Source organism: Deinococcus marmoris DSM 12784 (assembly GCF_000701405.1).
In the GTDB taxonomy this organism is placed as follows: domain Bacteria; phylum Deinococcota; class Deinococci; order Deinococcales; family Deinococcaceae; genus Deinococcus; species Deinococcus marmoris.
On the sequence record NZ_JNIV01000121.1, the window covers coordinates 1 to 11,790 of the forward strand.

General features: G+C 61.8%; 17 protein-coding genes. 5 read left to right on the forward strand and 12 right to left on the reverse strand.

The features are described 5' to 3' along the window. The 4 genes from Q319_RS28400 to Q319_RS0120075 form a co-directional block, all read left to right on the forward strand. Positions 1-270 (forward strand): IS30 family transposase (locus Q319_RS28400; protein ID WP_211252396.1); only part of this gene is annotated, 270 nt, incomplete at its 5' end. Positions 271-913: 643 nt separating this feature from the next. After that, complete coding sequence (locus tag Q319_RS0120065; protein WP_029484212.1) at positions 914-2,239, forward strand: LysM peptidoglycan-binding domain-containing protein; 1,326 nt, start codon at positions 914-916, stop codon at positions 2,237-2,239. Positions 2,240-2,430: 191 nt separating this feature from the next. Then, positions 2,431-2,718, forward strand: a complete 288-nt coding sequence (gene rbfA, locus Q319_RS0120070) for a 30S ribosome-binding factor RbfA (protein ID WP_029484213.1) — start codon at positions 2,431-2,433, stop codon at positions 2,716-2,718. A 2-nt stretch (positions 2,719-2,720) separates the two neighbouring features. Next, the gene (locus Q319_RS0120075) at positions 2,721-3,110 is read left to right on the forward strand and encodes an acyl-CoA thioesterase (protein ID WP_162178683.1); all 390 of its coding nucleotides are present in this window, start codon (positions 2,721-2,723) and stop codon (positions 3,108-3,110) included. Between the two features lie 19 nt (positions 3,111-3,129). Here the strand turns inward: Q319_RS0120075 and Q319_RS0120080 are convergent, their stop codons facing one another. Then, positions 3,130-3,885: a PIG-L deacetylase family protein gene (locus tag Q319_RS0120080; RefSeq protein ID WP_029484215.1), complete on the reverse strand. Its 756-nt coding sequence runs from the start codon at positions 3,883-3,885 to the stop codon at positions 3,130-3,132. A gap of 45 nt (positions 3,886-3,930) precedes the next feature. Next, positions 3,931-4,407, reverse strand: a complete 477-nt coding sequence (locus Q319_RS0120085; RefSeq protein WP_029484216.1) for a DUF4870 domain-containing protein — start codon at positions 4,405-4,407, stop codon at positions 3,931-3,933. 39 nt (positions 4,408-4,446) lie between these two features. Here Q319_RS0120085 and rnhA point away from each other — a divergent pair, with 39 nt between their 5' ends. After that, positions 4,447-5,001 carry a ribonuclease HI gene (gene rnhA / locus Q319_RS0120090; RefSeq protein WP_029484217.1) on the forward strand — a complete coding sequence of 185 codons (555 nt, stop codon included), beginning with the start codon at positions 4,447-4,449 and terminating at the stop codon, positions 4,999-5,001. Here the strand turns inward: rnhA and Q319_RS0120095 are convergent. The 10 genes from Q319_RS0120095 to Q319_RS0120140 form a co-directional block, all read right to left on the reverse strand. Then, on the reverse strand, positions 4,988-5,395 hold the full coding sequence (locus Q319_RS0120095) for a GNAT family N-acetyltransferase (RefSeq protein ID WP_029484218.1): 408 nt from the start codon (positions 5,393-5,395) through the stop codon (positions 4,988-4,990). The two genes, rnhA and Q319_RS0120095, sit on opposite strands and share 14 nt — an antisense overlap. Positions 5,396-5,495: 100 nt before the next feature. After that, on the reverse strand, positions 5,496-6,848 hold the full coding sequence (gene sufD / locus Q319_RS0120100; protein ID WP_029484219.1) for a Fe-S cluster assembly protein SufD: 1,353 nt from the start codon (positions 6,846-6,848) through the stop codon (positions 5,496-5,498). Positions 6,849-6,876: 28 nt separating this feature from the next. Then, a complete protein-coding gene (locus Q319_RS0120105) occupies positions 6,877-7,236 on the reverse strand; it encodes a VOC family protein (RefSeq protein ID WP_029484220.1) in 360 nt (119 codons plus the stop codon). Continuing rightward, positions 7,233-7,643 carry a type II toxin-antitoxin system VapC family toxin gene (locus tag Q319_RS0120110; RefSeq protein ID WP_029484221.1) on the reverse strand — a complete coding sequence of 137 codons (411 nt, stop codon included), beginning with the start codon at positions 7,641-7,643 and terminating at the stop codon, positions 7,233-7,235. The genes Q319_RS0120105 and Q319_RS0120110 overlap by 4 nt, the downstream gene beginning before the upstream one ends. After that, positions 7,640-7,858 (reverse strand): hypothetical protein, encoded by a 219-nt coding sequence (locus Q319_RS0120115; RefSeq protein WP_034416016.1) that lies wholly within the window; start codon positions 7,856-7,858, stop codon positions 7,640-7,642. Before Q319_RS0120115 ends, Q319_RS0120110 begins: the two co-directional genes overlap by 4 nt. A gap of 221 nt (positions 7,859-8,079) precedes the next feature. Further along, entirely contained in the window at positions 8,080-8,607 is a 528-nt protein-coding gene (locus Q319_RS0120120; protein ID WP_029484223.1) for a hypothetical protein, read from the reverse strand. 6 nt (positions 8,608-8,613) lie between these two features. Beyond that, on the reverse strand, positions 8,614-10,020 hold the full coding sequence (gene sufB, locus Q319_RS0120125) for a Fe-S cluster assembly protein SufB (RefSeq protein ID WP_029484224.1): 1,407 nt from the start codon (positions 10,018-10,020) through the stop codon (positions 8,614-8,616). Positions 10,021-10,082: 62 nt separating this feature from the next. Then, a complete protein-coding gene (gene sufC / locus Q319_RS0120130; protein WP_029484225.1) occupies positions 10,083-10,853 on the reverse strand; it encodes a Fe-S cluster assembly ATPase SufC in 771 nt (256 codons plus the stop codon). A gap of 194 nt (positions 10,854-11,047) precedes the next feature. After that, positions 11,048-11,611, reverse strand: coding sequence for an IS630 family transposase (locus Q319_RS26545; RefSeq protein WP_281173852.1), 564 nt, complete (start codon positions 11,609-11,611; stop codon positions 11,048-11,050). Continuing rightward, positions 11,611-11,790, reverse strand: a 180-nt coding sequence (locus Q319_RS0120140) for a helix-turn-helix domain-containing protein (protein ID WP_029484227.1), incomplete at its 5' end; no start/stop codon positions are given. The genes Q319_RS26545 and Q319_RS0120140, both read right to left, overlap by 1 nt.

Sequence of the window (11,790 nt, forward strand, 5' to 3'; positions counted from 1 at the left end):
GAATTTGTGCTGACCGAGGCTCTCGGTCAGCAGTGGAATGCCTCAACCTATGCCTGCCACGCGCACAGTCCCTGGGAGAAGGGATCTGTGGAGAACACTAACGGGTTGCTGAGACAGTTTTTCCCGAAGGGGACGGACTTTACAGTGATGGAGCTGTCCACAGTGATAGCCGCCCAGCACCTGCTGAACAACAGACCCCGAAAAGTGTTGGGGTATCGCACGCCCCAAGAGGTACACTCGGCCCATCAGAGTGGTGCGCTAGCAACTTGAACTCGCCAAACTCCGTTTGGAGCTTGGTCAGGTTGTGGGGGATGACGGCCAGAACGATGTGCTGTCGCAATGAGGCCAGTGTTTCGGTGTGAACTGACCAGATACCCTCCGCAAGCAACTTCAACTCACCTGAACTCACCAAATCCAGATTAGGACCTACGTGTGGAGCTGGTGCCCTGGGGACCCGACTCGAACGGCTGTTCAGCCTTGTCACTCTTGTATGGGTGTCGTGGTGACGAGGCAGGGTCAATACAGCGGCCCATTCAGGTCAGGAGCGCATGTTCGCCAGCCTCCTGGCCTGGCGACCTCCGACTGAGAACGGTTGACCCACGCCCTGAGATCGGCCAGCCCAACTGTTTCGACCTTCGTCGCTCTCTTGACTGGAGCTTTTTCAGCTCCTGGTGGGCTTGGAAAGTGACAGCCGCGCCCTCGTTTGGGACGGCAAAAGAGAAGAGGCATAGACTCAATGACCACCTCCGCTGGTAGACTCCCATTTATGCCGTGATCAACAATTGGATACGGTCTGTATAACCCAATCTCGCCGTGGCCGCAGAGCATCGCCGCGTACCTCTGCGCCAGACCTTCTATTCTGATCAGCTCGGCTCATCCGCCGACAACGTGGATGTGTTCATCTGGAAGGTCTATGCCCTCCCGTCATCTCTTCCTAATTTTTCTGCTCCTCCTCGGGCCAGCTCTCGCGGCCCCCAGCAAAGTGACGGTGCGTTCCGGGGACACGCTGTTTAAAATCGCCACGCGCGCGGGCCTTAGCGTGGCGCAGCTCAAGGCGGCCAACGGCTTAAAAGGTGACACCATCCGGCCAGGGCAGGTGCTGAAGCTGAGCAGGGTGACGGCTGTAGTGGCCATTCCCGCGCGCGCGCCAGCCGCAGCCTCCACTGCCGTGACCTACACGGTCCAGCGCGGCGACTTCCTAAGCAAGATCGCGGGCAGATACGGCGTCAGCGTCGGTGCGCTTCAGGCGGCCAACAGGCTAAGCGGCACGCTGATCACGCCAGGGCAGCGCCTGAAGATTCCGGCGCGTGGCGCGGCCCCGGCCCCCCGGCCCACCACCGAGGTCCGCACGCTCTTCACCTACATCTACATGAAGCGCACGGAAACGCCCACCATCATCGCGCGGCGCTACCGCATCAACGTGGACAAACTGCGCCGCATCAACAATCTGGGCAGTGCCCGCTACATCGTGCCGGGGATCAAGCTGCTGGTGCCATCGCACGTTCCGGTGCCGATTCCACCCAGACCACAGGGCCGCGCCGCCACCTACAAGCAGCTCAGGCCGCTGAATATCCCGGTGCAGGTGGTCAACGTGGACCTGCGCTGGCGCGATGTGCTGGTGGCCCCCGTGCTGCCCGGCGGAGGTCTGAACTTCGGCTCCGGCGCGCGGGTGGGGCAACTGGCCCGCATCAGCGGCGCGCAGGCGATCATCAACGGCTCGTACTTCCACCCGCACAGCTTCGCCCCCGCCGGGGACATCGTGATGCAGGGGCGCATGCTGACCTGGGGCCGCATTCCGCAGGCGCTGGCGATCACGCCCGACAACCGCGCGGCCATCCGGGCCAGCACCACCGGACTGCTGCAAATTCCGCTGAACAGCGCTTGGCAAGGCATGGAAACCGTGATCGCCACCGGGCCGCGCATCCTGGCCGGGGGCCGGGTGCAGTACCGGTACAGCAATGCTTTCCGCGATCCGGCCCTGTTTGGCCGCGCGGCGAGGAGCGCCATCGGCCTGATCAGCAACCGCGATCTGGTGATGGTCAGCACCCGGTCCCGCCTGACCATCACCGAGATGGCCAAGGTCATGTCCCGCCTGGGCATTCAGGACGCCCTGCTGCTGGACGGCGGCAGCTCCACCGGACTGGCCTGGAACGGCAAACCCGTGCTAGACAGCGTCCGCAAGGTCAGCTACGGCATCGGTGTGTTCACCGGGTACACGGGGCGGCGGTATATCCGCTGAGTGAAGACTCCAAAATTCAAGCATGGAAATTCCTTTCCAGACCTATTCTGCGGGAGGCAAAGGCCAGCCAGCCTGGAGAACATATGCGTCTCCAAAGGTTTCTTCAGCCACGCTTGTCCGCCACCCGGCCACTTTCTGCCCTACCATAGCGGGATGACTTCTGGTATTTTCCCCCTTTCCCGGTGCCGGGCATGAAGCCCGAGCAGGTTCAGTCCCAGATCACGCGCGTGCTGAGCGAGGCAATTTCCGGCCTACGTGACCCGCGCGTGCCGCTGATCGTGACCGTCGAGCGCGTGACCCTGACCCCCGATTTCAGTCTGGCGCGCGTATATGTCAGTGCGCTGGGGGCCGATATGCCCGGATTGATCGAGGCCCTGACCCACGCGCGCGGCCACCTGCAACGTCAGGTGGCCGATCAGGTCCGTATGCGCCGCACGCCCACGCTGGAATTTCGCTCTGCGGAGGACAATCTGCTGTGAGTGTGTCTATTCAGACCACCATTCGCGTGCGCTACGCCGAGACCGACATGATGGGCGTCGTCCACCACGCCACCTACCCGGTGTGGTTCGAGGTGGGCCGCACGGACCTGATGCGCGAAATGGGATTGCCCTACACCGAGATCGAGGCGCGCGGCTACTACCTGATGCTCTCGGGCCTGAACGTGGAATACCGCCGCGCCGCCCGCTACGACGATGAGTTGACCGTTACCACCCGCATCTCTGCCATCCGCAGCCGCACCGTGACCTTCGTGTATGAAGTCCGGCGCGGCGAGGAACTGCTGGCCACGGGCGAGAGCCGCCACATCGCCACCGACAAGCAGTACCGCCCAGCGCGGATGCCGGATGACGTGCTGGCGGCGTTGGGCGGCTAAATTGGGCGGCTAATCCTCTTTAATCCAGATAATCCCGCGCCCGCAGGTGGCTGGCGCGCAGGTTGAAGCGCTCGGCGTACTTGACCCCGGCCAGACGCCCCGCCCCCGCACGCCCCTCGCGGAACAGTTCATCGGTCCACTGCCACTTGTAGAAATCGCGGTAGTACGAGGCGATGGCGGCGGCGGTTTCCAGCGTGTCCTCGATGTCCACGAAGACTTCAGGGTACGGACTGGCCGGGGCAAAATACTGGTAGAAGCGGATCGGATCGCGCCACGCTTCCAGACGGCGCACATCCTCACCGCTTTCCACAGCGTCATCGCCACTCAGATCGGGGGCTGGAGGCATAGGCTCGCCGCCGCCCTCCTCATTGACGATCTTGGGGATGCGGGCCAGCGTGATGGCGTCAAAGGCGATTTTGGCGGTCATGCGGTGGTCCGGGTGCGGGTGATCGTCGCTCCAGGTGATGACGGCGTTGGGGCGGAAGGTGGCGTACAGCTTGGCGAGTTGCAGCGCCTCGTCGCGGTGTCCGGTCATGCGGCTATCGCCCATGTCAAAGAAATAGTATTGAGCGCCGATTTTCCCGGCCACCCACGCGCCATGCTCGCGCCGGATGCGGGTCACTTCCTCGTGCGAGGTGTCACCGAACTGGCTGGCGAGTTCACCCAGCGTGGTCCAGACCAGCATGATCTCGTCGCCGCGCGCCGCGTGTTTCGCCAGGGTTCCAGCGCAACCGATCTCGTCATCCGGGTGGGCAAAGACAGCCATGATTCGCATGGGGCACAGGATACTCCCCGCCCCACACGTCTGGCCCACGAACCATCAGCGCAGGAAGCGGATGCTCAGGGGGTAGTGGTACGGCTGCCCGGCACTGACCCGCACCACCGCCACGATCATGAAGATGAACGGGATGATACTCAGCAGCAGCAGCAGCGGCACAAAGAACACGAAGAAGGCGGCGAAGGTGCCCAGAAAGGCAAAGGCCCCGAAATCCTGCGAACCCGCCGCCGTTCCCAGCGCCCCGCCCAGAATGCCCAGACTGAACAGGACGAAGGCGAGAATGCCGATGAGAACGCCATACAGCCACATACTCAGTTGAAAGTTCAGCGCCTCCTTGCCCTGCTGGTCCAGCGCGGGGCTGCGGTCCCGCAGGGCCAGCCACGCCACCAGCGGCCCCAGCACGTTGCCCAGCGTGGGCAGCAGGAAGCCCGCCAGCGGCGACAGATGCGTCAGGATGGCCGGGGTACGGTCCGCTTCGGGAATGGCAAGCATGGGGCGGGTCTGGTGGGGGGCGCTCATGCTTGACAGTACGCGCCCGGCCTGCTTACAGTTCCGTGGATGACGCGCCCCCGAACCTCCTATCCAAAAACTGCCGCCCGAAAAGCGCAGGACAAGGCGCGCGATCTGCTGCCGCTGAAAGCCGGTATCCAACCAGAAACACCCGTGGCTGGAAACACCGTGGACCTGTTCAGCGATGGCGCGTGCGACACGATGGCCGGGCACGGCGGCTGGGCCTGCATCCTGCGCACCGGGGAGCATGAACTAATGCTGAGCGGCAACGAGGAAGGCACCACCAACAACCGCATGGAGTTGCGCGGCCTGCTGGAAGGCTTGCTGAGCCTCAAGCGCCCGTGTCAGGTGCGCGTGATTACCGACAGCCAATATCTCCGCAAGGCATTCACCGACGGCTGGATTCTGAACTGGCAGCGCAACGGCTGGAAAACGGCCAGCAAAGAACCCGTCAAGAATCAGGATTTGTGGGAAGCACTGGTGGAGCAGGCGAAAACCCACGCCCTGACCTTCATCTGGGTCAAGGGCCACGCTGGACACGGCGAGAACGAACGTGTGGACGAACTGGCCGTGCAGGAGCGGAAGAAACTCAGGGCGCAGTAAGCGTGCAGAGGTATCTGCGCCGCCCACCTCTGGCCGGAGCTTCCATAATCTCAAACCCGCTGCGACGATAGAACTCCACCGAGTCGTCGTCCGTTTCTGCCATCAGTTGCGACAGATTCAGATGTGCGGCGATGGCGCGGAGAAGCCCACGCCCGTAGCCCTTCTCTCCTGCATCCGGGTGTGTGCCGATGTGCAGCACTTCCGCTGCCCGTCCAGAAACTCGCAGGCCCGCTGCGCTGACGGTCTGACCGCCCACATCCCAGACGAAAAGCCGCTGCTCACCTTCTGTCCGGTACGCCTCTAAAGTGCGCTCAATACGGGCCGGATCAGGGAACATGGCACGGCTCAGCAGGGCGGCGATTTCGGGCGTGAGCAAGGAAGCGGGGCGCAGCATAGGCCGATGCTAACGAACGCGCCGGGCCAGAAAGAACCCCCGCCACAGAGAATCCTGAACAGCAGATTCCGCGTGGCGGGGGCGCTCAGGGCTGCCCGGTTTAGGCTGCGCCCACCTTCTCGGCAATGATGCCCTCAATGTACTCAACAACGCTCTTGAGAGGCACACGCGTCAACACGTCTTCCAGGAAGGCGGTGACCAGCATCTTCTCGGCCAGTTCCTGCCGGATGCCACGTGAGCGCAGGAAGAACAGTTGCTGCTCGTCCACTGGCCCAGTGGTGCTGCCGTGGCTGCAACGCACGTCGTTGGCGTTGATTTCCAGTTGCGGCACGCTGAAGTTGCGGGCCTCGCTGGACAGCATCAGGGTGCGGTGCTTCTGGTAGGCGTCGGTCTTCTGTGCCCCCAGATCCACCTTGATCATGCCGGAGAACACGCCCACGGCCTGATCGTCGCCCACGCCCTTGTACAGCAAGTCGCTGTAGGCATTGGCAGCGGCGTGGTGTTGCAGGGTGTAGTGGTCGAAGTGCTGATCCTCGTTGGCAAAGTACAGCGCCAGCATCTCGGAGTTGGACCCCTGGCCCAGCAGGTGGCTCTGCATTTCCGTGCGGCTGAGGGTGCCGCCCATCGTGACCACCAGGCTGTTGAGGGTGGCGTCCTTGCCCACCTGACCGCGCTGGCGCTGGATGTGCGTGACGCCCTTGCCCCAGTTCTGGATCGACACGTAACGCAGTTGCGCCCCGTCCTTGACCACCAGTTCCACCGCGCCGATCGCGTAAGTGCCGGGCAGTTCCTCGGAGTCCTGCTCGTCGATGAACGTCACCTTGGCGTTTTCCTCGGTCACCACCAGGGTGCGGGTGGCGGTGAAGGTTCCGGCCTCGCTCATCACTCGGAAAGACCCCAGCGGCAGGTCCACTTCCACGCCGCGCGGCACGTACACGAACGCGCCATTGGTCCAAAGGGCGGCGGCCAGCGCGGAGAATTTGCCCTCGCTGGGGTCAGGGGACTTGCTGGGGGTGGTGCCGGGGGCGGCAATGGTGGTGTCGTCCGGCACTTCGGCAGGGACCACACTGTAGAGATACTGCTGCACCTTGTCGGCGTGCTGCTCCACCGCCGTCTTGAGATCCGTGAAGATCACACCCTTGGCGGTCAGTTCGGCGGGCAATTCGGTGCGGTAGACCACATCCGGGCCGTCCAGCACCAGGAATGCGCCCACGTCGGTTCCCTTCAGGCGCTTTTGCACGCTTTCGGGCAGCTTGGAAATATCGGAGACGACTTCGCGCTTGGAGTGGGGATTGAGCTTGGAAAAGTCCACGTTGACCTGGGTGTACTTCCAGGCTTCCACGCCGCTGTGCGGGACTTCCAGGGTATCGAAGAGGTCAAAGCTGGCCTTGCGCTTGGCGGTCAGCCATTCGGGGCCGATGTGCGTGGAAAGGTGTTCGCTGAGTTGGGTCATTGTTCCTCCTGAAGGTCAAGGGCGGGGCTTAGCGAAAGAAAGATTCGACTTCCAGCACGAAGCCGCCCGGTGTGTTGAAGTAAAAGGTCAGCCGCCCGTGGTTCTCGCTTGGGGGCGTGATGGTGTAGCCGCCGTCCGTCAGTTGCTGGTAAATGGCGCGCACCTGTTCCGGCGTGTCCTGCAAAAAGCCGATGTGGAAGACCCTGGGGTACGCCACGTCCTTGGCCTTGAACACCGAAATGAGCGAGTCGTTGTCGTCGCACAGGAAGGCCATGCGCTCGTCCATCGGCATCCCGTCGCCTGCCGGACGCAGGCCGAAGTAGGTCTGGAACAGTTCCACGGTGGCGGGCACGTCGGTCACGCCCAGATTGATGTGGTTGAGTTTCAAGGTTGCTCCTGTCGCCAGTCCGAGAGGGAGAGACCGGGAACGCGCCGAAAATGACTGGTGTTGCGGGTGACGAGGGTGGCCCCGTGGCGCAGGGTGGTGGCGGCGATCAGCAGATCAGCGTCGTCTATCAACGCGCCCGCCATCCTGAGTTGGTGGTGGAGCAGGGCGGCAATGTCGGCGGCTTCGCGGTCAAAATCCAGAATGGACAGATGGGTCACGAGGCTGTCCAAAACTCCCAGGCGACGGGCGTATTCCGGCTTCAGGAGACTGCGCCGCGCTTCATAAAGAACAACGGCAGGCACCGTCAGCTCTTCTCCAGCAGCCACGGCAGTGCGGTAATGCTGATCCACCACCGCCTCCTTTTTCTGTAGCGCGATCAGAATACTGGTGTCCAGTACCAGGATCATTCAGGCGACTCCAGCTCTGTGGTGCGCCAGGGGCGGCGTTTCGTTCCCTCGTCCCATGCCGCCTGTTCATCCGGCGTCCAGCCTTCCTGAAAAGCAGCCAGGGCCGCGAGATGACGCTCAATGCGGGCCTTTTGCTCAATCAGTTGGGCCACTTCCTCGAAAGAGGCATCGCTCAGCGCATCAATTTTCATCTTGATTTCTTCCCGACTTGTCATCCTGCCTCCTTCCGATCCTGCCCGCCTTCGTTGCTGACCCCATGCCTGTGCTTTGGCTGGGCAAACCCCTCAGTCCACTGCGCGATCAGCTTTCCTCAAAAGGGAGCTAAGAAGCGCAGAAGATCGTGCCTCCCTTCTAAGGAGAGGTGGCGCGGAGCGCCGGAGGGGATTCCCCAGCCCAGGCTTCCAGCCGTTGCAAACAGAGGGGAAAGTAACGGCGATCATCGGGAACAGAATCCAGTTGGATCAGCATTGACTGTCATTGCGTAACCCCCGAAACCAGTGCGCGTATTAACTGCTACGGCCAGGACACAAGCCTCTTTTCCCTGACTAAGTGCCTTGAACTGCGCTTCGTAAGGGAAGACCCGACAGGTGGCGACACGCCCTTGAATAGTCCGATGATCTCCGCCAATAGCAAAGGCTTCAGCACATGCTCTGGCCTCCTGCTCAGCACGAGCATGCTCTTTTACTCTGGTAGCGACTTCATTATTCGGATAGAGCCCCTCAGTCTTTTCCCAGATGTAAACCTTGTGGGTCAGACGAAACACGGTGCGCTTGACAATACTTCCGTCAAATTGCACAAGCCACAAGATCCATCCGAAGAACGCCCCTGCCGCCAGGATTTTCAAAACCCTGTAAAAGGGATCTTCTTTCAGATCGTCTCTATACAGCGTCATTCTGAAAACCCCACGCATATTCTGCTGGCCCTCATTGAAGGTCATTCCTAAAACGATCAATGAGAGCCACATCTGTCCTTAGCCGACGCTGCCTTCCATTTCCAGCTCAATCAGCCGGTTCAGCTCCACCGCGTATTCCAGCGGCAGTTCCTTGGCAATCGGCTCGATAAAGCCGCGCACGATCAGGCCGGCGGCCTGGTCCTTGCTCAGCCCACGGCTTTGCAGGTACATGATCTGGTCATCGTTGATCTTGGACACGGTGGCTTCGTGGCCCACGCGGGCGGTCTTTTCCTCGATCTCGATGTACGGGTAGGTGTCGGTGCGGGCTTCCTCGTCCAGCAGCAGGGCGTCGCATTCCACGTTGGTCTTGGCGTATTTCGCGCCCTCGTAGATCTTGACCAGGCCCCGGTAGCTGCTGCGGCCCGAATCCTTGCTGATGGACTTGGAGACAATCGAGCCGCTGGTGTGCGGCGCAAAGTGGACGATCTTGGCCCCGGCATCCTGATGCTGCCCGCGTCCGGCCATCGCAATGCTCAGGACCTCGCCGCGTGCGCCCTCTTCCAGCAGGTAGCAGGCGGGGTACTTCATGGTCACCTTGCTGCCCAGGTTGCCGTCCACCCACTCCATCACGCCGTTGCCGTAGACGGCGGCGCGCTGGGTCACGAGGTTGTAGACGTTGTGGCTCCAGTTCTGGATGGTGCTGTAGCGGAAGCGTGCGCCTTCCTTGACCACGATCTCGATCACGCCGGAGTGGAAGGAGTCGGAGGAGTACGACGGCGCGGTGCAGCCCTCGATGTAGTGGGCCTGCGCCCCTTCATCAATGATGATCAGCGTGCGCTCGAACTGGCCGCTGCTCTCGGCGTTGATGCGGAAGTACGTCTGGAGGGGGATGTCCACCTTGACGCCCTTGGGCACGTACACGAAGCTGCCGCCGCTCCAGACCGCGCTGTTGATGGCCGCGAACTTGTTATCCTCGGGGGGCACGATGGTGGCGAAGTGTTCGCGGAACAGGTCCGGGTACTCCTTGAGACCGTCCTCGATACTCAGGAAAACCACGCCTAGCTTTTCCCACTCCTCCTTGAGGTTGTGGTAGACCATTTCCGACTCGTACTGCGCGCCCACCCCGGCCAGCGCGGCGCGTTCGGCCTCGGGGATGCCCAGACGCTCGAAGGTCTTCTTCACGTCCTCGGGCACGTCGTCCCAGGAGCGCGCGTTCATGCCCTCGGGCTTGATGTAGTAGTAGATCTCATCCAGATTCAGGCCGGACAGGTCCGCGCCCCACTCGGGCATGGGCTTGCTGAGGAAGATGTCCAGCGCCTTGAGACGGAAATCCAGCATCCACTGCGGCTCGTCCTTGGCCTTGGAAATCATCTCGACGACGTCGCGCCGCAGGCCCTTGGGGGCCTTGATGGCGTAGCTCTCGGGGTTGCTCCAGCCGTACTCGTAGGTGTTGTTGATGTCATTGACTTCAGGATTAATAGTCATTTGGACTCCTTGAGGAGGTCTAAAAAATCTGATGGATCAGGGGTTGGTTCTCCTGGAACCGCTTACGCCGTTGCCAGTTCCTTGACCCAGTCGTAGCCCTGGCTGTCCAGCTTCTTGGCCAGTTCAGGGCCGCCGCTCTGCACGACCTTGCCGTCCACGATAATGTGAACCCTGTCCGGCACGATGTAATCCAGCAGGCGCTGGTAGTGGGTGATGATCAGGCCGCCGAGGTTCTCGCCGCGCATAGAGTTCACGCCGTTGGCGACCACTTTCAGGGCGTCCACGTCCAGACCCGAATCGGTCTCGTCCATGATGATGTAGGTGGGTTCCAGCATCAGCATTTGCAAGATCTCGTTGCGCTTCTTCTCGCCGCCGGAAAAGCCCGCGTTCAGGTAGCGTTCGACGATGCTCTCGTCCCAGTCCAGGGTCTTGAGAGACGTTTGCAGCTTGCCGTAGAACTCGGTAAAGCTGACCTCTTCCCCTTCTTCTTTGCGGGCCTGCATGGCGAGGCGCAGGAAGTTGGCGATGGTCACGCCGGGAATCTCGACGGGGTACTGGAAGGCCAGGAACAGGCCCATGCGGGCGCGCTCGTCGGGTTCCATTTCCAGGATGCTCACGCCGTCGACCAGAATGTCGCCCTCGGTGACGGTGTATTCGGGATCGCCCACCATGACTTTTGCCAGGGTGCTTTTGCCGTTGCCGTTCGGCCCCATGACGGCGTGCAGCTCGCCGCGCGGGATGATCAGGTCGACGCCCTTCAGGATGGGCAGGTCGCCCACGGAGGCGTGCAGGTTGCGAATCTCGATCTGGTGTGGCTGTTCGGTCTGGGTCATACTGGCTCCTTGTCAACACTCTCTTGTGGCCGGCGGGGCCGATACGCAGCACATCTGGCAGCCCGCTTCTTGAGAATGATTCCTACTTACCCTCCCATTTTAGCCGTTTGCGCGATTAAAGTCGAGTGCATTGGTGTGGATTGGGGGACGGTGAGGGGCGGCGTCCGTCTGAGCGAGACTGATACGGATTCCGATTAATTGCCGCACAGAGGCCACCAGTGGAATAGGGTGTGCTGGGTAAGGAGATCGGGTTGTGTCTCCAACCAGGCACACTGCTCACCCAGCACGGTCTGGAACTCGTCCAGGGTGTCAAAACAGCGATTGGCGACGGTAGCATCCGTCAGCTTCCAGAGGCGCTCAGCGGGTTGCAATTCAGGGGCGTAGGGGGGCAGGCGGACAGTGGTGATGCCTGGGGGATGTCCCTGCGATGCAGGGACATGAAACCCGCCATTGTCTTCTACCACCAGCACGTGATGCTCATCGCCCGCACCCACACTGACGGCAAAGGCGGCCATCACGAGCTGATACGCCTGTTTGTCCAGGGTCGGGACGATCCAGAAGCGGCTTTCACCCGTCTCTGGATTGACGAACGCGTAGATGTAGAGCCACTCGTAGCGGGGGTGGACGGGGCAGACCAGGGGCTGCCCCGTCGGTGCCCAGACGGAGCGGAGAATCGGTTTCAACCCCAGACGATGTTCGTCCATCGCCCAGACAGATACTCGAGGATGGAGCAGCTCCGCCCCGCGGAGCTGCTCCACTAAGACTTTGTTTTGAACGCTTCCTTGGCGGCATCGTCGCCGCCAACGTGCTGTGGGCGGGGCTGTTGTGGGGAGAAGCCGGCGGCCCGCATGAATTCATAGGTGCGGCTCAGATACACGTCCTTGCCAAACTGTTCTTTGATCCAGCGTTGAAGCTGCGCGCCGTCCCAGACCTGGCC